This window comes from Streptomyces sp. NPDC059851, from assembly GCF_042732005.1.
In the GTDB taxonomy this organism is placed as follows: Bacteria; Actinomycetota; Actinomycetes; order Streptomycetales; family Streptomycetaceae; genus Streptomyces.
On record NZ_JBHWJJ010000012.1, the window covers coordinates 39433 to 58771 of the forward strand.

Consider the following 19339-nt stretch of genomic DNA (forward strand, 5'->3'; position numbering starts at 1 on the left):
ACGCCTGCGCAGACGCCTGCGCAGACGCCCGCGGGGCGGCCGCGCCGGCCGGGCACTGCTCTAGGCTCACGCCATGGCTTCCGTGATCACGCCTCTGATCGATCTCAATGCCGACCTGGGTGAGGGTTTCGGGCGCTGGACGCTCACCGATGACGAAGCCCTGCTGTCGGTCGTGACCAGTGCCAACGTCGCGTGCGGCTTCCATGCCGGGGACCCGTCCATCATGCGGCGGGTCTGCGAGCTGGCCGTCCAGCGGGGGGTGCGGATCGGCGCGCAGGTCTCGTACCGCGATCTGGCGGGCTTCGGGCGGCGTGCGATGGACGTGCCGGCTGACGAGCTGGCGGACGAGGTCGCCTATCAGATCGGGGCGCTGGAGGTGTTCGCCCGGGCGGCCGGTTCCCGTGTGTCGTACGTGAAACCGCACGGCGCGCTGTACAACCGGACCGTCTACGACGCCGGTCAGGCGGCCGCGGTCGTCGCGGGCGTCCGCACGGCGGCGGGCCCGGACGGCGATCTGCCGGTCCTGGGCCTGCCGGGTTCCCTGCTGCTCAGCGCGGTGGAGGCGGCCGGTCTGACGCCCGTCCCCGAGGCGTTCGCGGACCGGGCGTACACACCCGCCGGGACGCTGGTGCCGCGGGGGGAGCCGGGGGCGGTGCTGCACGACCCGGACGCCGTGGTCGCGCGGGCGGTGGCCCTGGCCGCCGAGGGCGCGGTGGCGGCGGCGGACGGCTCGACGATCGCGGTGCCGGCGCGCTCGCTGTGCGTGCACGGGGACACGCCGGGGGCGGCCGGGCTGGCGCGGCGCGTGCGGCAGGCCCTGGAAGCGGCCGGCGTGCGCGTGGAGGCCTTCGCGTGAGGGCCCTGGTCGTGGGCGTCGAGGCCGTGCTGGTCGAGCTCGACTCGGCGGCGGAGGTCGCCGCGCTCCACGCCGAGGTGTTGCGGCGGCGCGACGCGGGCGGGCTGGGGCCCGTACGGGACGTCGTACCGGCCGCGCGCACGGTGTTGCTGGACGGGGTGCGGGAGCCCGCGGCGCTGGCGGAACGGATCGTGCGCTGGGAGGTGCCGCCGCTCGCGGAGGCCGAGGGGCCGCTGGTCACCGTCCCGGTGCGGTACGACGGGCCGGACCTGGCGGAGGTGGCCGGGCTGTGGCGGATGCGGGAGCGGGAGGTGGCGGAGGTCGTCGGGTCGGTCGTCTTCCGGGTGGCGTTCTGCGGTTTCGCGCCCGGTTTCGGCTACCTGACCGGTCTGCCGGAGCGCTTCCACCTGCCGCGGCGGGACAGCCCGCGCACTGCGGTCCCGGCAGGGTCGCTGGCGCTGGCGGGCGAGTACGCCGGGGTGTACCCGCGCTCCTCTCCCGGCGGCTGGCAGCTGATCGGGACCACGGACGCCGTGCTGTGGGACCCGGCGCGCGAGCCTGCGGCCCTGTTCGCGCCGGGGGTACGGGTGCGTTTCGAGGAGGTGGCCGGGTGAGCGGGGCGAGGGTGCTGGAGGTGGTCCGGCCGGGCGCGCTGACCACGGTCCAGGACGCGGGCCGGCCCGGTCACGCGCACCTGGGCGTGCCCCGGTCGGGTGTGCTGGACGCGGCCGCGTACGCCCTGGCCAACCGGCTGGTGGGCAATCCGCCGGACGCGGCCGTCCTGGAGACCACCCTGGACGGGGTGGGGCTGCGGGCCGGATCCGCCGGCGCGGTGACGGTTGCGGTCACGGGCGCTCCCTGCGCCGTACGGGTGGCAGGCCGCCCGGTGGCCTGGGGGGCGCCGGTCCGGGTCCCGGCGGGAGCGGATCTGGAAGTGGGCCGGGCGGAGTCGGGGGTGCGCAGCTACGTGGCCGTGCGGGGCGGCCTAGCCGTGCCGCCGGTGCTGGGCAGTCGCTCCACGGACCTGCTGTCGGGCCTGGGGCCGGCCGTGCCGTCGGGCGGGACCGTGCTGCCGGTGGGCCCGGCCGGGCCGGATCCGGTGCGGGGCGCGGACGTGCTGCCGGTGCCGGCGGCTCCGGCGGAGCTGGTGCTGCCGCTCTGTCCGGGGCCGCGGGCGGACTGGTTCGAGCCGGCTTCGCTGGCCTCGCTGTGGCGTTCGGCTTACCGGGTCTCCCCCGCGTCGAACCGGATCGGCCTGCGCACGGAGGCGGGGACGCCGCTGGCCCGCGCCCGGGTCGGGGAGCTGCCGAGCGAGGGCATGGTGCTGGGCGCGGTGCAGGTGCCGCCGGACGGCCTGCCGGTGGTGTTCCTGGCCGACCATCCGGTGACGGGTGGCTACCCGGTGGTGGGCGTGGTCCCGCCGGGCCCTGCCCTGGACGCCGCCGCGCAGGCCCGGCCGGGGGTTCCGGTCAGGTTCGTCCCCTCCCGGTGAGTCCCCTCCCGGTGAGTGCCCTCCCGGTGAGTGCCCTCCCGGTGAGTTCCCTTCCGGTGACGGGTTCCGGGCCTCCCGACGAGCTCCTGCCACCGGCCCACCGGGGCGCGCGTCCGGGACGCGGCCGTCGTCGACGGGCTCAGCCCGGCCGAGGCCGCGCGCCCCGGGGAATCGTCCAGGCCACCCCGTCCGGGTCAGCCCGTCCTACCCCTGCCGGTACGGCGTACCGTCCGCCATCGCCGCGGCGACGGCCGTGACGGTGGGGCTGGTGGTCCTGCCCGCGGCCGCCGGCCGGAACCCGCAGCCGACCCCGCGTTCGGGGCCGGGCCAGTGGCGACCGCGGAACGCGTCGACCCGGCCGTTGAACGGCCGGGTCGACGCGTTGCGCGGTGCGCGTGGGTACGCCTGGGCCCGCAGGCGGGCCGGACCGCCCTACAGGGCCGTCTCCGGGGCGATGCGGCTGCGGACGGCGGACTGGACGTCTTCCTCCTCCGCCGGATCGGACGCCAGGCGGCGGAGCCTCGGGGCGACCCGGACGTCGGCGGTTTCCGCGTGGCGGGCCGCCACCTCGCGGGTGGTCTCCTCGCAGTCCCACAGGCACTCCACCGCGAAGCCCGAGGCGAAGGTGGGGTCGGTGCCCGCCAAGGCGCGGGCGGCGCGCCCGCGGAGGTGGGAGGAGGCCGTCTCGCGGTAGATGTGCCGCAGGACGGGCGCAGCGCAGCCGATGGAGAGCCGGCCGGCGCCGTCGACGAGGGCGTACAGGCGCGGGGAGTCCGGGCCCGAGCCGCGGACGGCGGAGCGGAGGGCGCCGAGGACCAGGTTCGCGTCCTCGGCTTCGCCGTGGGCGGCGAGGAGGGCGGCGGCGGCCTCGCCGAGGGCGTCGGGGCGGTGGACCCAGGTGCGGGCGCGGTCGAGGGCGGCGGGGCCGGACATGCGCTCGTAGGCGGCGACGGCGGGCTCGTCGGCGGCGGCTTCGATGAGGTCCAGGACGACCGGGTTCTCCGGCTCGGCGAGGACCAGGTGGTGCAGGGCGGTGGCCCGTGCGGCGTCACCGGTGGCGCCTGCGGCCGCGGCGAGGATGGTGCCGCGGTCCTCGGGGGAGGCTACGGCGGCGAGACAGCGCGCGGCGGGCACGTGCAGCGGGGTGCCGCGGCGCAGCCCGTCGGCGGCCCAGTCGAAGACGGCTTGGACGCCCCAGCCGGGGCGGGGGCCGTTGGGGGTGAGCTGGCGCTGCCAGCGGTCGAAGGAGCCCTGGCGGCGTGCCGCGCCGAGGCGGGTGCCGTGCTCGGTGGTCTCCTCCCACAGGCGCCAGGGGCGGGGCTCGTAGGCGTCGCGGACGGCGGCGGCCAGCCGCGCCTCACCCTCCGCCGTGCCGGGGAAGCGGGCGAGCACGGGCGCGGCCAAGGACAGCAGGCCCTCGTCGTCGTCGCGCAGGGCGAGCTCGTCGAGGGCCCAGGCCCAGTTGGCGCCTGAGGCGGCGTACCGGCGCAGCAGGACGAGTGCGTCGTCGCGGCCGTACGAGGCCAGGTGGCCCAGGACGGACAGGGCGAGGCCGGTCCGGTGGTCGCTGTCGTCGACGAGGTCGTCGGCGCTGAAGAGGTGGCTCTCGATCTCGCCCAGGGGACCGTCGAGGTCCAGGTACAGGCGGGCGTAGTACAGGGAGCGGTTCTCGACCTGCCAGTCCTGGCGCGGGTCACGGAGCACGCACTGGTTGAGGGCCTGGAGGGCCTCGGCCCGGGGGGCCGCGAGTGCGTGCAGGGTGCCGTCGCCGCGGCCCCGCTGGAGGAGCCCGAGCAGGGTCCCGCTTGGCGCTATGACTGGTTCGAACATGGGAATGGCCTCAAATCAAGCTGGGGACGCAACCGGGAATCGGGATTCACAGGGCCGCGTAACAGCATGTGAGGACGTCCGCCGTCTTGTTCCGCTCGATGTAGACCATTGCCTTCTCACTCTCGTCGGTGCTTCGCGACCAGGGCGGCCGGTTCCGCAGGGGTGGGCCCGGACACGGTCGTGTCCTGCCCCCTCCTGCCCGTCCGCCGTGCTCGCGAATCGAATCCGACGCCATGATGACCCAGCCGGTTTGTGCGCCGCGACCACATTTACGGCCGCCGTGACCAACCCGTGAGGTCGGTGCCGGGTCACACCATGCCAGGTCACGGCGGAAAGCGGACTACTTGACTCCGAAGAGTTCGAGCAAGTCGGCCTTGGCGAACATGCGCGCCGTGTCCACGGCGGACGGGGTCCCGGCGTGCGGGTCCGCGCCGGCGGCGAGGAGCGCGCGGATGACGGCTTCCTCGCCCTTGAAGACGGCTCCGGCGAGCGGGGTCTGGCCGCGGTCGTTGGCGCGGTCCGGCTCGGCGCCGCGCTGGAGCAGTGCGGTGACGGCGTCGGCGTGGCCGTGGTAGGCGGCCAGCATGACGAGGGTGTCGCCGCGGTCGTTGGTGAGGTTGGCGGGGACGCCGGCGTCGACGTAGGCGGCGAGCACGGCGGTCTCGCCCTGGCGGGCGAGGTCGAAGACCTTGCTGGCCAGCTCGATGACGTCCGCGTCGGGGGCGTCCTCGGGGCCCCTGTCGGTGGGCTGGTGCTCACTCATCGGTCGCGTTCCGCCTTCCACTCGTTGCTCTCACGTGCGCGCCGGTTCCCCTCCAGCGGCTCCCTGCTCGCCGGTTCCGTGCTCGCCGGTCCGGGCCGGCCGGGTTCCGTGCGCGTCCATTCGGGTGAATCGCCAGGGTAGCGCCCCGACCTGCGCCGACGGGGTCCGTGTCCACGGCGCGGGCACCCTCCCACCCGCACCCCTGCCGGGACGGAGCCCGCCGGGAGGCGCCCGCGGGTGGCCGGGTCGCCGCGCGGGCTGAGCCGGTCAAGTGAAAGATCCATAAATTCACCCGTATGCACCTTTTATCGCATTGATACTTCCTGTGAGCTTGGGACAACTGATGGTGACTGTCCCCACCCACCAGGAGAAACTCTCATGATCCTCTCCATTTCGGGCGTCCTTCTGCTCGGCATCATCGCCTTCCTCTTCTTCAAGAAGGACGGGATGAAGCTCAGCCACGCCTTCGTCTGCGCGCTGTTCGGGTTCTTCCTCGCCGGTTCCGCCATCGCCCCCAGCATCACGGCGAGTACGGCCAGCCTCGCGAGCCTCCTCGGCGGGATCAAGCTCTAGCCGCCCCCGCCCCACCACCACTCCAGGAGACGCCCGTGGCCCGGCGCCCACTCCCCCGCCTCCTCGGCAGCGGCATCCTGTCGCCCGCCCGGGGACGCGAGCTCGCCCGAACGGCGGCCGACAGTGCCACGGACGTCCTCCATCCGCTGCTGGTCATCGGGCGCGGCCTGCGCATCCTGGCCGCGGCCGCCCGGCGCAGGTGGGCCGCCACCCCCAAGGACAAGCGCGGTCCCGCCCTGTTCCTGGGCACCGCCGTCGTCCTGGTCCTCGCACTCGTCCCGTACGGGCCCGGGCTCGCCCTGGCCACCCTCATGGCGGCCGCGGCCTGGCAGGGCCGCCGGCGCTCCCCGGTCGGGACCGGGCCCACCGAGGCCGAGCGCGAACGGCTCGGCTCCCTGTACGAGGCCCTGGTGCCCTACTTCTCCGCACCGGAGGACCCCAGCCCGCTCTTCGCGCACGGCGGTGAGTGGGAGCGGGCCTTCAGCGACCACGCCTTCGACGGAGCGGGCCGGATCACCCGGCTCCGGATCCGCTACCCGGCGTACTTCACCGACGGCGAGCCCGGCTCCCGGGCCCGGATCGAAGCCCTGCTGCACGCGAAGTCGGGGCGCGGCCGGGAGTACCTCTTCGACTGGGACGAGGAGGGCAACCAACTGGACCTGAGGGTCCTGGAGCCCCTGCCCACGGGCATCGCCGCCCAGCCGTTCGTCACCTCGCCCGGCGAAACCGTGCTGGGCTTCACGGACGCGGACGGCGTACCACGCACGCTGCCCGTGGTGGAGGACGGCGAGCTGCGCGACGTGCCGCCGGTGATCTGGCGCACCGGCCCGCGGTCCACCGAGCCGCACCTGCTGGCCGTCGGTCACCCCGGCAGCGGTACGTCCACCCTGCTGCGCTCGATCGCCCTGCAGGCGCTGCGGCAGGGGGGCGACGTCCTGGTCGTGGAGGGCGGCGGCAGCGGCGAGTTCGCCTGCCTGTCGGGCCGGACCGGCGTGCCGGCCGTGGAGTGCGGGCCGGCCGGGGCACTGTCGGCGCTGGAGTGGGCCGCACACGAGACCGAGCGCCGCCTCGTCGCCACGCACCGGGCGCGGGAGGCCGGCCGTCCGGTGCCGGAGGACGTCCGGCGGCCGCTGTGGATCCTGCTGGACCGGCCCGGCGTACTGGCCCAGGTCGCGGCGGCCGAGGGGGCGCCCGACCCCTTCGGCCGGCTCCAGGTGCCGCTGCGGCACGGCCGCGCCGCGCACGTCACGGTCGTGGTGGCCGAGCAGTTCGACCACCTGGAGCTGCTGGGCGACGCAGTCCGGCAGCACGCGCGGGCCCGGGTGGTGCTCGGCCCGGCATCGGTCCGGCAGATCGGCGACGTGCTGGGGCTGCCGCCGCACACCACCCCGGCCGCACAGGTGCCGCCGGGCCGCGGGTACGCCCGACTCGGCTCCGGGCCGGTGCACCGCGTCCAGGTGCCGGCGGCGCCGGACCCGTACGACGAGGACGCGGACCCGGCGCACCGGCAGGCGGTGCTGGAGCTGCTGCCCTCCCGGGGACAGACGTCCCCGGGAGGGGACGGAGCGGGCGGGCGGCCCGCGCCGGCCAAGTCGCTCCAGGCCCAGCCCCCGGCGCAGGCACTGGGCCCGGAGTCCGGTACCGCCGCCCGTACTACGGAGGTACCGGCGGAGGCTCCTTGAGCCGCTGGGCCACGCCCGTGCGCGGGGTCCTGCACGCGCGCGGGGACCCGCGCCGTTAGGCCACGAACGTGCGCGGGGGCTCCGCGCCGCTGCCGCCCGCACCCGTGCTCACCAGCCGGGCGGCCGCCGCGAGCCGGACCGCGGCCTCGTCGGCCACGGGTCCGCCGACCGTGAAGGGCAGCCGGACGTAGCCCTCGAAGGCCCCGTCCACACCGAACCGCGGGCCCGAGGGGACCCGTACGCCGACCCGCTCGCCGACCTCGGCCAGCCGGGAGCCGGACAGCCCGCCGGCCCTGGCCCACAGGGTCAGCCCGCCCCGCGGGACCTCGAACTCCCAGTCGGGCAGCTCCCGGCGCACCGCGGCGACCAGCGCGTCCCGGTTCTCCCGGGCCTGCTCGCGGCGCAGCTCCACGGCCTCCCGCCAGCCGCCGGTCCGCATCAGCCAGTTCAGCGCGAGCTGCTCCAGCACCGGCGTGCCGAGGTCGGCGTAGGCCCGGGCCGCGACGAGGCTGCGGATGACGTCGGGGGCGGCGCGGACCCAGCCGATCCGCAGGCCGGCCCAGAAGGCCTTGCTGGCGGATCCGACGGTGATCACCGTGGAGCCGGACGGGTCGAAGGAGCAGACGGGCCGGGGCATCTCCAGGCCGGGGTCGAGCCTGAGCTCGGCCATGGTCTCGTCGACCACGAGCACGGTGCCGGCGGAGCGTGCAGCCTCCACCATGGCGCGCCGCTGCTCCGCGGAGGCCAGGGCGCCGGTCGGATTGTGGAAGTCGGCGACGACGTAGGCGAGGCGGGGGGCGGCGTCGCGCAGCACCTGCCGCCACACGGCCAGGTCCCAGCCGGCCAGTCCGTCGGCCATGGCGACGGGGACGAGCCGTAGGCCGGCCGCGCGCATCAACTGGAGGATGTTGGCGTAGGAGGGGGACTCGACGGCGATCCGCTCGCCGCGGCCCGCGAAGAGGCTGCAGATGGCGTCCATGGCGCCCATGGCCCCGGTGGTGACCATGATCTGCTCGGGCATGGTGGGGATGCCCTGCTCGCTGTACCGGTCGGCGAGCATCCGGCGGAGGGCGGGGAGCCCGGCCGGGTAGTCGCCGTGGGTGTGCGCGTACGGGGGCAGTTCCTCCAGCGCGCCCTGTACGGCCTTGGTGAGCCAGGGCTCCGGGGCCGGTAGCGCGGCGCAGCCGAGGTCGATCATCGAGCCGAGGGACTCGGGTGGCAGGGGTTCGAGGCCGCGGGCGGGCAGCGGGTTGCCGGCGGGTACGGAGGTCCAGCTGCCTGCGCCGCGGCGGGATTCGAGGAAGCCCTCGCCGCGCAGCGCTTCGTACGCAGCGGCGACGGTGGTGCGGGAAACGGAGAGGGCGACGGCGAGCTCGCGTTCGGCGGGCAGCCGGGCGGCGACCGGAACGCGTCCTTCGAGGACCAGCAGGCGGATGCCGTCGGCCAGGGAGCGGTACGCGGGCGGCTTGCGCGTGCCGGCCGTGCCGGGCCGCTGCTGCTGGGAGGTGATGAGCCGCGCGAGCTGCGCGGCCCCCACTGCCGAGGTCCACTCCGCCATTGCGTCCGGTCCACCTTCCTCGGATTGGCCCCTCCGGGGCCGGGACGAACCCCGGATTGGATTGCCCGTGAAGCCTCAGGGTGCCACGGGCGGGCCGCCCGGGCCAGGGCGGGGGTACCGGTGCTGCTGCCGCCCGGGGCCGGTGCGGCGCCGGCCCGGCCGCCCGGGGCACTCCCGGATGCGGGCCCGGGGGGCGGGCCCGCATCCGGGAGCCCGCATCGCGGAGCTGCCGTGGGTTCACCGGGGCTCCACGGCACGGCTGCCGGGCCGCCGCGAGGAAGGGGCATACTGCGGCAGTGACGCACGCAAGCCTTCGCCATCCGTATTTGGACCACCCCGCTCCGATCCCCTTCGCCCATCGGGGCGGGGCCGCGGACGGGCTGGAGAACACCGCCGCCGCCTTCCGGCGGGCCGCCCGCGCCGGGTACCGGTACTTCGAGACCGATGTGCACGCCACGGCCGACGGCAAGCTGGTCGCCTTCCACGACGCGACGCTGGACCGGGTGACCGACGGCACGGGCCGGATCGCGGAGCGGTACTGGAAGGACCTGCGGCAGGTCCGGGTGGGCGGCAGCGAGCCGCTGCCGCTCTTCGAGGAGCTGCTGGAGGAGTTCCCGGACGCCCGCTGGAACGTCGACGTCAAGGCCGAGTCGGCGCTGCACCCGCTGGTCAACCTGATCGCCCGGGCGCGGGCGTGGGAACGGGTGTGCGTGGGCTCGTTCTCGGAGAGCCGGGTGGCGCGGGCCCACAAGATCGCGGGGCCGCGGTTGGCGACCTCGTACGGGGTGCGCGGGGTCCTCGGGCTGCGACTGCGGTCGTTCGCGATCCCGGCGGCCCTGCGGGCGGGCGCGGTGGCCGCGCAGGTCCCCGAGACGCAGGGCGGGATCCGGGTGGTCGACCGGAGGTTCGTCCGCACCGCGCACGAGCGGGGGCTGCAGGTCCACGTGTGGACCGTGAACGAACCGGAACGTATGGAGGCTCTCCTCGACCTGGGAGTCGATGGCATCATGACCGACCGGATCGACATCTTGCGCACGGTGCTGGACCGGCGGGGGGCCTGGGCCTGACGGGGCCGCGGGACCGCCGCGCGGTACCGGGAAGCCGCGCGGCACGGGGACCAGCGAGGGGGCACTGATGAGTGCGCAGACGACGGACGGGGCAGGACCCGGCTCCGAGGACGGCAGACCTGCCGCGGCGGTGGACGCCGCGCGCAAGCGCGAACAGCAGGGCTGGTACTTCTACGACTTCGCCGTGTCGGTGTACTCGGCGAGCGTGCTGACCCTGTTCCTCGGGCCGTACCTGACATCGGTGGCGAAGGCGGCCGCGGACGCCGAGGGGTTCGTGCACCCGCTGGGGATCCCGGTGCGGGCGGGCTCGTACTTCGCGTACGCGGTGTCGGCATCGGTGGTCCTGGCAGTGCTGCTCATGCCGCTGGTGGGGGCGCTCGCGGACCGGACGGGTCGGAAGAAGCCGCTGCTGGCGGCGGCCGCGTACGTGGGTGCCGCGGCCACGACGGGCATGTTCTTCCTGGAGGGCGAGCGGTACCTGCTGGGCGGGCTGCTGCTGGTCGTCGCGAATTCCGCGCTGTCGGTGTCGATGGTGCTCTACAACGCCTACCTGCCGCAGATCTCCACCCCGGAGGAACGCGACACCGTCTCCTCGCGGGGCTGGGCCTTCGGCTACACCGCGGGCTCGCTGATGCTCGTCGCGAACCTCGCGCTCTACCTGGGCCACGACTCCTTCGGGCTCTCCGAGGGCATGGCCGTGCGGATCTGCCTCGCGTCGGCGGGCCTGTGGTGGGGCGCGTTCGCGCTGGTCCCGCTGCGCCGGCTCCGGGACCGGGCGGTCGTACGGGAACCAGGTGCGGCTCCGGCGGTGAGCGGCTGGAAGCAGCTCGTCGCCACGCTGAAGGACATGCGGCGCTATCCGCTGACCCTGTCCTTCCTGCTGGCGTACCTGGTCTACAACGACGGCGTCCAGACCGTGATCTCGCAGGCCTCGGTCTACGGCGCGGAGGAGCTGGAGCTGGAGCAGTCCACGCTGATCGCCGCGGTGCTGCTGGTGCAGGTGCTGGCGGTGGTGGGGGCCCTGGCAATGGGCCGGCTGGCGGGACGGTACGGCGCGAAGCGCACGATCCTGGGTTCGCTGGCCGCGTGGGCGCTGACCCTGGGTGCCGGTTACTTCCTGCCGGCGCGGACCCCGATGTGGTTCTTCGCACTCGCCGCCATGATCGGGCTGGTGTTGGGCGGCAGCCAGGCACTGTCGCGGTCGTTGTTCTCGCACCTGGTGCCGGCGGGCAAGGAGGCGGAGTACTTCTCCGCGTACGAGCTGAGCGACCGCGGGATGAGCTGGGTCGGGCCGCTGGTGTTCGGGTTGACGTACCAGGTCACCGGCAGCTACCGGGACGCGATCATCTCGTTGGTGGTCTTCTTCGCACTGGGTTTCGTGCTGCTGGCGCGGGTGCCGGTGCGGCGTGCGGTCGAGGCGGCGGGCAATCCTGTTCCCGAGCGGCTCTGACGGCGGCCGCGGCCGTGATCAGGACATGACCGGGGCGCGTCCGGCAGGCGACCGGAGGCCGGATCTTCATGCGATTTCCGAACGGATTTCGACGTCGAAGCAAAGGGCCGGTAGTGTACGCCTTTGGCCTGCCAGGCGGACCGTTACTGCGTGCTGAAGAAGTGAAGACGTTGGGTGACATCTGCTGCCAGATGTGACAAAACGGGCATTGGTGGGTACAACAAGGGGCGGCACGACGGGCGACGCATCACCCGGAGCGGGAATCTATACCGCCGACCGGACGTTGACCGGATGACGACGACAGCGACACCTGTCCTGTGGGCGACAAGCCCGGGAGGCACGATTCATGAGTGAGCGAGCTCTCCGCGGTACGCGGCTCGTGGTTACCAGCTACGAGACGGACCGCGGCATCGATCTGGCCCCGCGCCAGGCGGTGGAGTACGCATGCCAGAACGGACATCGATTTGAGATGCCGTTCTCGGTTGAGGCAGAGATTCCGCCGGAGTGGGAGTGCAAGGCGTGCGGCGCCATGGCACTCCTGGTTGACGGGGACGGGCCCGAGGAGAAGAAGGGCAAGCCCGCGCGAACGCACTGGGACATGCTCATGGAGCGGCGCACCCGCGAGGAGCTGGAGGAGGTGCTGGCCGAGAGGCTGGCGGTCCTGCGCTCCGGTGCCATGAACATCGCCGTGCATCCGCGGGACAGCCGCAAGTCCGCCTGACGGCCGGACCACCAGTCCGCCTGACGGCCGGACGAGAGAACAAGCCGAGGGCCCCCGCCACATCTCGTGGCGGGGGCCCTCGGCTGTTGCCGTTCCCGTTTCAGTGGTCTCGTACGCAGCTCAGAGCGCCGCCGGGCGCGTACGCAGGTCGGTGAGAGCGCCGGCGGGCCGCACCCGGATCAGGGTGCCAACGGCGGCCGGAACCCGGTGTCGGAGCCGGGCCGGTCCTGGCCCTGGGCGTCCGGCCGGTCCTCCCGGATGACCTGGCCCTGCACCACCTTGCCGTCCGGCTGGTGGATGCGGGCCTGCTGGAAGGCGTCGGCCAAGCTCCCGGAGCGGGCCGTGGCCATCCGGCGCTCCAGAAGGCGTCCGGAGCGGCGGCCGATCCACGCCCGGACGGGCGGTATCAGGCACAGCAGGCCCGCGACGTCGGAGAGCAGGCCGGGCAGGATCAGGAGCAGGCCGGCCAGCATGGTGAGCGCGTTGCCCGTGCCGGACCGGGGCGCGGCGGGCGGCTGCCCCTGCTGGGCCTGCTGGGCCTGCTGGGCCTGCTGGAAGGCATCGGACAGGTTCTTGAAGGCGCGGCGCCCGGCCCGCTTGATGACGACGGCGCCGAGCACGATTCCGCCCACGATCAGCGCCGCGACGGTGAGGCCGCCCGCCGCGTCGGCGACCAGGCCGAGGAGCCAGATCTCCAGGATCAGCCATACGGCGATCGCCAGGGGCAGGAACGTACGGGCAGGCGAGCGCCGCCGCCGGTGGGCCGTCGAAGTGGGTGCGCCGGTCGTCATGTCATCCAGTCTGCCCGGACCTGCGTAAAAGCGGGCTCAGCCGGAGGTACCGGGCGTCCCCTAGGGGTTGCCCGTCGGGCGGGCGGCAGCCCCCGGCACGGGGCGGGAGCCGCCGGTCCCGGAGGCCTCAGTGCCTGCTGCCCCCGTCCCGGGAGCGGCTCTTGTCCAGGCCCGCCAGCTTGGCCGCGTGCGACTGCAGGCCCCACTGGGTGACCCGCCACAGGGCCTCGACCACGATGTCCCGGCTCATCTTGCTGTCGCCGAATTCGCGCTCGACGAAGGTGATCGGCACCTCCACGACGCGGAAGCCCGCCCGCACGGCCCGGCGGGCCAGGTCCACCTGGAAGCAGTACCCGGCGGAGGCGACCTGCTCCAGGCCCAGCCCCTCCAGGGTTTCGCGGCGGAAGGCGCGGTAGCCGCCGGTCACGTCACGGATCGGGACGTCCAGCATCAGCCGGGAGTACGTCGAACCGCCGCGGGAGAGGAACTCCCGGCTCTTGGGCCAGTTGACCACCCGGCCGCCCGGCACCCAGCGCGAGCCGAGCACCAGGTCGGCGCCGGCCAGCGCGGTGAGCAGGCGCGGCAGCTCCTCCGGCTGGTGGGAGCCGTCCGCGTCCATCTCGACCAGTACGCCGTAGTCGCGCTCCAGGCCCCAGGTGAAGCCGGCGATGTAGGCGGCGCCCAGCCCCTCCTTGCCCTTGCGGTGCAGGACGTGCACGTGGTCGTCGCCGGCCGCCAGCTCGTCGGCGAGCTTGCCGGTGCCGTCGGGGCTGTTGTCGTCCGCGACCAGGACGTGCGCCTCGGGTACGGCCGCGCGCACGCGCGCGACGATCGGCCCGATGTTCTCCGCCTCGTTGTAGGTCGGAATGATCACCAAGGTCGTGCCGAGCGGTCCGTGGCCTCGCTGTCCGCCGTCGCTCACTGGGTCCGCCTTCGTGTTCTCGTACGTCCTGTCACAGGAGATGACTCTAGAACAGTGGTCGGGGCCCGCGGTCCTTCGGGCCGGTGCGGCTCCCGCCGGATGCGGGTGGACCTCACCGTTGTCCACCGGCCCGCGGGGCCCTGGCCCGGGCCCGACGGATCACCCCTGCGGCCGCACGAAGACCTCCCGGCCGCCGACGACGGTCGCCAGGCACACCGGGAGGTCCCGGCCCGGGGTCAGGTCGGGCAGTCCGGGGGTGCCGGAGCGCGGGTCGGTGGACCAGCGGGCGACCCGGTCGTCGGGGGCCTGGACGATCAGCTCGCCGGTCTGCCAGAGCGCGTAGTCGGCGGGTGCGCCGGGCACCAGCACTCCCGCTCCGTCGCGGCCGAGCGCCCGCCAGCCGCCGCGCGTGTGGGCGGTGAAGGCGGCGCGCACGGAAATGCGGTGCTCGGGGGTCCGGTGGAAGGCGGCGGCCCGGACGGTGCCCCACGGGTCGAAGGGGGTGACGGGGGCGTCGGAGCCGAAGGCCAGCGGCACTCCGGCCTTGAGCAGGGCGGCGAACGGGTTGAGCGTACGGGCCCGTTCGGCCCCGAGCCGGTCCGCGTACATGCCGTCCTCGCCGCCCCAGGCGGCGTCGAAGGCGGGCTGCACGGAGGCGGTGAGGCCCAGCTCCGCGAAGGCGGCGATGGTCTCGGGGGTCATCATTTCGGCGTGCTCGACGCGGTGCCGGGCGGCGCGGACGCGGCCGTGGCCGAGCCGGTCGGCCGCCGTGCGGAAGCCCTCGACGACGGCGGTGAGGGCGGCGTCGCCGATGGCGTGGAAGCCGGCTTGGAGGCCCGCCTCCGTACAAGCGGTGACGTGCTCGGCGATCTCGGCCGCGTCGAGGTAGCCGGTGCCGGTGGTGTCGCCGGCGTCGGCGTACGGGGCGTGCAGGCAGGCGGTGTGGGAGCCGAGGGCGCCGTCCGCGAAGAGGTCGCCGGCGGCACCGATGGCGCCGAGGGCCTTGGCCTGCTCCAGGTCACGGTCGGCCCAGTAGCCGAAGACCCGCGGGCCGGGCCGCTCCCGGGCGAGGTTCAGGAGGTCGGCGAAGTCCTCGGCGGAGGAGATGTCGGGGCCGCCGCACTCGTGGACGGAGCCGATGCCGAGGGAGGCGGCGTGGTCGAGGGCGGCCCGCTGTGCCTCGGCGCGCTGCCCGGGGGTGACGGCGGCGAGCGCGGCCTTGCGGACGGCGTGGTGGTCGTCACGGGTCAGTGGTTCGTCGCCGCGGACGGTGACGGCCGGGACGAGGTCCAGCAGGGCGGTGGTGACCACGGCGGAGTGCACGTCGATGCGGCTGAGGTAGAGCGGGCGGCCGCCGGCGGCCTCGTCGAGTTCGGCGCGGCGGGGGGCTCGGCGCTCGGGCCAGCGGGCTGCGTCCCAGCCGTGGCCCAGCAGCACGCGGTCGCCGGGGCGGCGCGCGGCGTGGGCGCGGACGAGCTGGAGGGCTTCGGCGAGGGAGGCGGCCCGGGAGAGGTCCAGCCCGGTCAGGGCCAGACCGGCGGAGGTGGTGTGCACGTGCGCGTCGGTGAACGCGGGGGTGACGAGCGCTCCGTCGAGGTCGACGACCTCGTCCACGCCCTGTGCGAAGGCGTCGGCTGCGCCCTCGGACCCGACCCAGGCGATGTGGCCCCGCTCGACGACCATCGCGGTGGCGAAGGGGTCGGCGGGGCTGTGTACCTCGCCGCGGCGCAGGAGGACGGTCCGGTCGGGGGCCGAGGCGGAGGCGAAGGCTCCGGCGTCGTCGGCGGAGTGGGCGGTGCGGTCAGTCATGCGCACCAGTCTCCCGGTTCGCGGGTGCCGGTTCGACCGCGCCCCCCTGCGTGCGGGCCGTTCTCCCGCCGGCGGGTCGTGCTTCCGCTAGATGCGGGGCGGGCGCGCCTCGTACGGGGTGGACAGGACGACGGTGGTGCGGGTGGAAACGTGGGCGAGGGCGCGCAGCCGGCCGAGCAGGTCCTCCAGTTCCAGCGGGGTGGCGACCCTGACCTTGAGGATGTAGTTCTCGTCGCCGGCCACGCTGTGGCAGGCCTCGATCTCCGGTACGCCGGCCAGCCGGTCGGCGATGTCGTCGGGGGCGCTGGGGTCGAAGGGCTTCACCGAGATGAAGGCCGTCAGGGGCAGGCCGACGGCCTCGGGGTCGACCACGGCCGCGTAGCCGCGGATCACGCCGCGCTGCTCCAGGCGGCGCACCCGCTGGTGGACCGCCGACGTGGACAGTCCCGTGGCCTTGCCCAGGTCCGTGTAGCTCATCCGCCCGTCCCGTACCAGCAGATCCACGATCTGGCGGTCCAGCTCCTCCATAGCGCTCATAGCCGCTCAACCTACGGCCCGAGGGCGCCCCAGGCACAGTGCTGTCCGGCCACAAGTGGCACCTGCGGCGGGCATGTGACCAAAGCCACAAGGGTATGTCCTACTGCGCCGGGTTGTTGTGGTTACTCGTGCCGCGCGACGGGAAGTGCTTGGTGTGGCCGAGGCCGAAGAACATTGCCCGCCCGGCCCACCCAAGGGGGAGTACATCCATGCAGAACACCAAGCGCACCGGTCGCACCGAACCGGAGCCCCTGGATCCGGGCGCGGTCGACTACGCCGACGACGCCGATTACCTCGACGACGGCGAGGGGTTCGAGATCCGCCACGCGATCTGCCCCGACTGCGGCCAGTCGATCGCCCTCGTCGCGGACGAGGAGTACCTGCCGGAGCACGCGCTCTGCCCGAGCCCGTGGAATCCGTTCGGGCTGACCGTGTGCGCCGGCACGGGCCGCCCGGCCGCCGAGGCGCAGCCCGCCGCGGACGCGGGCGCGGACCACCAGGAGCTGGAGGTCGTCATGCTGACGCTCCCCCAGGGCCTGGACTGGCGTACCCAGCCGTTCTCGCACGTGGGCGGCCCCGGCTCGCGTCCGGTGCGGCTCGCGGCCCGGGTCCCGCTGCAGCGGAGCCGGCACGCCCAGGCCGCTTGATCAGGGCGGACGGCCGGCCGCGGGAGCGCGGCGGGCCCATGACCGGGCCCGGGCCGTTCGGCCCGGGCCTCAGCCGTGTCGGGGGACCTGCGGGCGGCCCGGCGTACGGGGCCTGCGGCGGGGCAACTCCTACGGCTCACCAGTACGCGCCGCGCACCATGGCGTCGAGGGTGGCGTGGTGCAGGATCAGCCGGTCGGGATCGGCCGGGACCGCCACCTCCCCGAAGTGGGCCTGCCGGTAGGCGATGCGCAACATGACGATCCCGTGCCGCAGGGCGGCGTAGAGGGTGTGGAACTCCATGTCGCGCGGGGTGTGACCGGTGAGTTCGGCGTAGCGGCGCTCCAGGTCCTCGCGGCGCAGGAAGCCGGGCAGGCCGCGCTGCCCGAAGCCGGCGGTCAGGTCCTGGAAGAAGCGGTGGAGGTAGACGGTCCAGCCGAGGTCGACCTCGCGCGGGGCGCAGGCGGCCATCTCCCAGTCGAGTACGGCCACCGGTTCGAAGCCGTCGTAGACGATGTTGCCGATGCGGGCGTCGCCCCAGTTGAGGACGGCGGGGCCCTCGTCGGGGGGCCAGAGCTCCTCCAGGCGGTCGAAGCAGCGCTCCAGGAGCGGGGACGGGGCGAGGCCGTCCACCACCCAGGTGTAGTAGGCGCGTTGGGCGTCGACGTGTCGGCGCAGCGGGCTGCCGGATCCGTCGGGGATGAGGAACTCTGCCTCTTCGGCGGGGAATTGGTCGTGGAGGCGGGCGAGGAGGGAGATGCTCGACTCCTGGAGGGCGGCGCGTTCCGCATCAGTGGCGTCGTGCAGCCAGTTGCCCTCGTAGGTGTAGGGCATCACGTCGGGCGGGACCCGGCCCTCGGCCCGCGCCATGACGAAGAAGGGGGCGCCGAGCGGTCCCGGGTCCTCCTCCAGCCACAGCACGCGCGGGACGGGCACGTCGGTGCGGGCGGCGACCAGGCTCATGACCCGGTACTGGCGGGGCATGTCGTAGACGGGGAAGACGGTGTGGGCGGCCGGGTCGGCGGCGAGGCGCAGGGCGCAGGCACGGACCGGCGTGTCGGGGTGCTCGACGTCGAAGAGCAGGGTCTCGCTGGACATGCCGTTGGAGGCGGGGACGCGAACGCCGGAGACGCGGGCGCCGGGGAGACGGCCGTCGAGCCAGGCGGCGAGACGCCGGGCGAGCGCTCCGGGTTCCCGGGTGGAGGTGCGGGGACGTGGTACTGGTGCTGGTGCTGGTGCTGGTCCTGGTGCTGGTCGTGGTGCAGGTGCTGGTGCTGCTGCCATGACTGCCCGTCTTCCTGTGCGCTGCCGGCTGTCCGTTACGGGGCGACCGAGCCGTGGTCGGTGAACCCGCTGGGGTCGTGGCGGCCGAAGCTGCCGTGTTCGAAGATGCCGTGGCCGGTTCGGCCGTCGAGGGTGAACCGGGCCGAGTGGTCGGTGACTCCGTAGGCGGCCATGGGGTGGGATGCCGGGTCGGAGAGGTCGAGGACGCGGCGGTCGGTCCAGCCGCGGCCCTGCCAGGTGCCGTGCTGCCAGTCGGTGGCGGGCGGGTAGCCGGCGCCCACGGCGAGCGGGGAGGAGTTCAGGATCTCGACGCCGAGTTCGAGGGGCTTGCGGGCGGGGTCGATGAGGTGGACGAGAGCGCTCTCGGGGTGCCGGGTGCCGGGACGGTAGCGGATGTCGGTGTGGGGCCAGCCGAGTTGGGCATCGGGGCGGCCGGTGCCCTCGGGGAAGACCTGGACGGCTTCGTTGAGGGTGCGGTGGCCGTCGGCGTCCTCCTGGACGATGACCATGACGAACCGGTCCGGGAAGCGGACGGGGATCCAGAGCCAGTGGAAGCCCTCGGGCCGGTGTTCCTCGGCGGCGCGGCCGCCGTCCTCGCCGGGGATCGGGCGGACGCCCCAGCTGCGGTCCCGGGTTCCGGTCCACGCGTCGGGGGTGAGGGTGTGTTCCTCTCCCCGCGCGCGGAGGGTGCCGGTGACGTGGCCGGCCTGGACGAAGCGGCGGCCTTCGAGGACGAGCCGGTCGCCGCGCCGCTGGGTGTGGTGCGGCTCCCAGACGGCGGGGAATTCGGCGGTCCAGGTGAGGTCGTACGAGAGGCCGTTGGGGTCGGCGGGGTCGGGGTCGCAGCGCAGGGTGATCCGCTTGAGGGGTTCCTCCACGGTGATGCGCAGCGGGCCGACGGCGAGGTTCATCCGGTCGTCGGTGAGGGCGTCGGAGGCGCGGACGGCGAGGAGCCGGTCGCCGGTGCGGAGGGTGGCGTAGGCGTCGATGACGCCCGTGTTGGGGTAGACGCCGAGGCCGGCGATGAGGACGGCCCGGCCGGCGTGGTCGAAGACGTGGAAGATGCAGCGGTCGTAGGCGTTGCGATCGCCGGTGACGACGTGCTTCATCGACAGCGGGGCCTGGTGGATGGGGTACTCGTCCAGGGGGACGGGGCGGTCCGCGGGCATGGCGCAGCTCCAGGGGCGTCGCGGGGGCGGGGCGCGGTGCGGTGCGGTGCGACTGATCAGACTTGACGGTACGTCAGAAATGCAGCCGCCGCCCATACTTCTGGCATACCGCGACACCCCGGCACGCCTGGCCGTCCGCGGCGCCGTGCGGGGGCCGTACGGGGACACCTCGAACGCAAACCCGGGGGGC

General features: G+C 74.4%; 18 protein-coding genes. 9 read left to right on the forward strand and 9 right to left on the reverse strand.

What is annotated here, in order from left to right; all coding sequences use genetic code 11:
- The first annotated feature begins 94 nt into the window (after positions 1–94).
- The 3 genes from ACFV7Q_RS06155 to ACFV7Q_RS06165 are packed head-to-tail and all read left to right on the forward strand — an operon-like array spanning position 95 to position 2348.
- Positions 95–856, forward strand: coding sequence for a LamB/YcsF family protein (locus tag ACFV7Q_RS06155; RefSeq protein ID WP_385424289.1), 762 nt, complete (start codon positions 95–97; stop codon positions 854–856).
- Positions 853–1470, forward strand: coding sequence for an allophanate hydrolase subunit 1 (locus ACFV7Q_RS06160; RefSeq protein WP_385424137.1), 618 nt, complete (start codon positions 853–855; stop codon positions 1468–1470). The genes ACFV7Q_RS06155 and ACFV7Q_RS06160 overlap by 4 nt, the downstream gene beginning before the upstream one ends.
- Positions 1467–2348, forward strand: coding sequence for a biotin-dependent carboxyltransferase family protein (locus ACFV7Q_RS06165; RefSeq protein WP_385424140.1), 882 nt, complete (start codon positions 1467–1469; stop codon positions 2346–2348). Before ACFV7Q_RS06160 ends, ACFV7Q_RS06165 begins: the two co-directional genes overlap by 4 nt.
- Positions 2349–2780: 432 nt before the next feature.
- On the opposite strand, the gene ACFV7Q_RS06170 is transcribed toward ACFV7Q_RS06165, so the two are convergent.
- Both ACFV7Q_RS06170 and ACFV7Q_RS06175 read right to left on the reverse strand, forming a co-directional pair.
- Complete coding sequence (locus ACFV7Q_RS06170; protein ID WP_385424142.1) at positions 2781–4178, reverse strand: HEAT repeat domain-containing protein; 1398 nt, start codon at positions 4176–4178, stop codon at positions 2781–2783.
- A gap of 340 nt (positions 4179–4518) precedes the next feature.
- Entirely contained in the window at positions 4519–4941 is a 423-nt protein-coding gene (locus tag ACFV7Q_RS06175) for an ankyrin repeat domain-containing protein (protein WP_385424145.1), read from the reverse strand.
- Positions 4942–5319: 378 nt separating this feature from the next.
- Between ACFV7Q_RS06175 and ACFV7Q_RS06180 the strand changes: the two genes are divergently transcribed.
- Both ACFV7Q_RS06180 and ACFV7Q_RS06185 read left to right on the forward strand, forming a co-directional pair.
- Positions 5320–5514: a hypothetical protein gene (locus ACFV7Q_RS06180; protein ID WP_385424148.1), complete on the forward strand. Its 195-nt coding sequence runs from the start codon at positions 5320–5322 to the stop codon at positions 5512–5514.
- Positions 5515–5549: 35 nt separating this feature from the next.
- Complete coding sequence (locus ACFV7Q_RS06185; RefSeq protein ID WP_385424149.1) at positions 5550–7196, forward strand: hypothetical protein; 1647 nt, start codon at positions 5550–5552, stop codon at positions 7194–7196.
- A gap of 55 nt (positions 7197–7251) precedes the next feature.
- On the opposite strand, the gene ACFV7Q_RS06190 is transcribed toward ACFV7Q_RS06185, so the two are convergent.
- A complete protein-coding gene (locus tag ACFV7Q_RS06190; protein ID WP_385424151.1) occupies positions 7252–8754 on the reverse strand; it encodes a PLP-dependent aminotransferase family protein in 1503 nt (500 codons plus the stop codon).
- 296 nt (positions 8755–9050) lie between these two features.
- Here ACFV7Q_RS06190 and ACFV7Q_RS06195 point away from each other — a divergent pair, with 296 nt between their 5' ends.
- The 3 genes from ACFV7Q_RS06195 (at position 9051) to ACFV7Q_RS06205 (ending at position 11992) form a co-directional block, all read left to right on the forward strand.
- Complete coding sequence (locus ACFV7Q_RS06195) at positions 9051–9821, forward strand: glycerophosphodiester phosphodiesterase family protein (protein ID WP_385424154.1); 771 nt, start codon at positions 9051–9053, stop codon at positions 9819–9821.
- A gap of 67 nt (positions 9822–9888) precedes the next feature.
- A complete protein-coding gene (locus ACFV7Q_RS06200) occupies positions 9889–11271 on the forward strand; it encodes an MFS transporter (protein ID WP_385424156.1) in 1383 nt (460 codons plus the stop codon).
- Positions 11272–11617: 346 nt separating this feature from the next.
- The gene (locus tag ACFV7Q_RS06205; RefSeq protein ID WP_007262928.1) at positions 11618–11992 is read left to right on the forward strand and encodes an RNA polymerase-binding protein RbpA; all 375 of its coding nucleotides are present in this window, start codon (positions 11618–11620) and stop codon (positions 11990–11992) included.
- Positions 11993–12171: 179 nt separating this feature from the next.
- Here the strand turns inward: ACFV7Q_RS06205 and fxsA are convergent, their stop codons facing one another.
- From fxsA to ACFV7Q_RS06225, 4 genes are all read right to left on the reverse strand, one after another.
- On the reverse strand, positions 12172–12783 hold the full coding sequence (fxsA, locus tag ACFV7Q_RS06210) for an FxsA family membrane protein (RefSeq protein WP_385424159.1): 612 nt from the start codon (positions 12781–12783) through the stop codon (positions 12172–12174).
- A 127-nt stretch (positions 12784–12910) separates the two neighbouring features.
- Complete coding sequence (locus ACFV7Q_RS06215) at positions 12911–13705, reverse strand: polyprenol monophosphomannose synthase (protein WP_385424162.1); 795 nt, start codon at positions 13703–13705, stop codon at positions 12911–12913.
- A 159-nt stretch (positions 13706–13864) separates the two neighbouring features.
- Positions 13865–15514: an amidohydrolase gene (locus ACFV7Q_RS06220; protein ID WP_385424165.1), complete on the reverse strand. Its 1650-nt coding sequence runs from the start codon at positions 15512–15514 to the stop codon at positions 13865–13867.
- A gap of 87 nt (positions 15515–15601) precedes the next feature.
- Complete coding sequence (locus ACFV7Q_RS06225) at positions 15602–16042, reverse strand: Lrp/AsnC family transcriptional regulator (RefSeq protein ID WP_179178588.1); 441 nt, start codon at positions 16040–16042, stop codon at positions 15602–15604.
- 218 nt (positions 16043–16260) lie between these two features.
- On the opposite strand from ACFV7Q_RS06225, the gene ACFV7Q_RS06230 reads away from it, so the two are divergent.
- Positions 16261–16698: a hypothetical protein gene (locus ACFV7Q_RS06230; RefSeq protein WP_385424168.1), complete on the forward strand. Its 438-nt coding sequence runs from the start codon at positions 16261–16263 to the stop codon at positions 16696–16698.
- A 136-nt stretch (positions 16699–16834) separates the two neighbouring features.
- Here the strand turns inward: ACFV7Q_RS06230 and ACFV7Q_RS06235 are convergent, their stop codons facing one another.
- Positions 16835–17980 (reverse strand): phosphotransferase family protein, encoded by a 1146-nt coding sequence (locus ACFV7Q_RS06235; protein WP_385424171.1) that lies wholly within the window; start codon positions 17978–17980, stop codon positions 16835–16837.
- Between the two features lie 35 nt (positions 17981–18015).
- Entirely contained in the window at positions 18016–19149 is a 1134-nt protein-coding gene (locus ACFV7Q_RS06240; protein ID WP_385424174.1) for a hypothetical protein, read from the reverse strand.
- Positions 19150–19339 lie beyond the last annotated feature (190 nt).

Bases quoted from the DNA above. Each gene is read 5' to 3' on its own strand.
- ACFV7Q_RS06170 (WP_385424142.1), bottom strand. From the start codon at position 4,178: ATGTTCGAACCAGTCATAGCGCCAAGCGGGACCCTGCTCGGGCTCCTC.
- ACFV7Q_RS06175 (WP_385424145.1), bottom strand. From the start codon at position 4,941: ATGAGTGAGCACCAGCCCACCGACAGGGGCCCCGAGGACGCCCCCGAC.
- ACFV7Q_RS06180 (WP_385424148.1), top strand. From the start codon at position 5,320: ATGATCCTCTCCATTTCGGGCGTCCTTCTGCTCGGCATCATCGCCTTC.
- ACFV7Q_RS06190 (WP_385424151.1), bottom strand. From the start codon at position 8,754: ATGGCGGAGTGGACCTCGGCAGTGGGGGCCGCGCAGCTCGCGCGGCTC.
- ACFV7Q_RS06200 (WP_385424156.1), top strand. From the start codon at position 9,889: ATGAGTGCGCAGACGACGGACGGGGCAGGACCCGGCTCCGAGGACGGC.
- ACFV7Q_RS06205 (WP_007262928.1), top strand. From the start codon at position 11,618: ATGAGTGAGCGAGCTCTCCGCGGTACGCGGCTCGTGGTTACCAGCTAC.
- fxsA (WP_385424159.1), bottom strand. From the start codon at position 12,783: ATGACGACCGGCGCACCCACTTCGACGGCCCACCGGCGGCGGCGCTCG.
- ACFV7Q_RS06220 (WP_385424165.1), bottom strand. From the start codon at position 15,514: ATGACTGACCGCACCGCCCACTCCGCCGACGACGCCGGAGCCTTCGCC.
- ACFV7Q_RS06225 (WP_179178588.1), bottom strand. From the start codon at position 16,042: ATGGAGGAGCTGGACCGCCAGATCGTGGATCTGCTGGTACGGGACGGG.
- ACFV7Q_RS06230 (WP_385424168.1), top strand. From the start codon at position 16,261: ATGCAGAACACCAAGCGCACCGGTCGCACCGAACCGGAGCCCCTGGAT.
- ACFV7Q_RS06235 (WP_385424171.1), bottom strand. From the start codon at position 17,980: ATGGCAGCAGCACCAGCACCTGCACCACGACCAGCACCAGGACCAGCA.
- ACFV7Q_RS06240 (WP_385424174.1), bottom strand. From the start codon at position 19,149: ATGCCCGCGGACCGCCCCGTCCCCCTGGACGAGTACCCCATCCACCAG.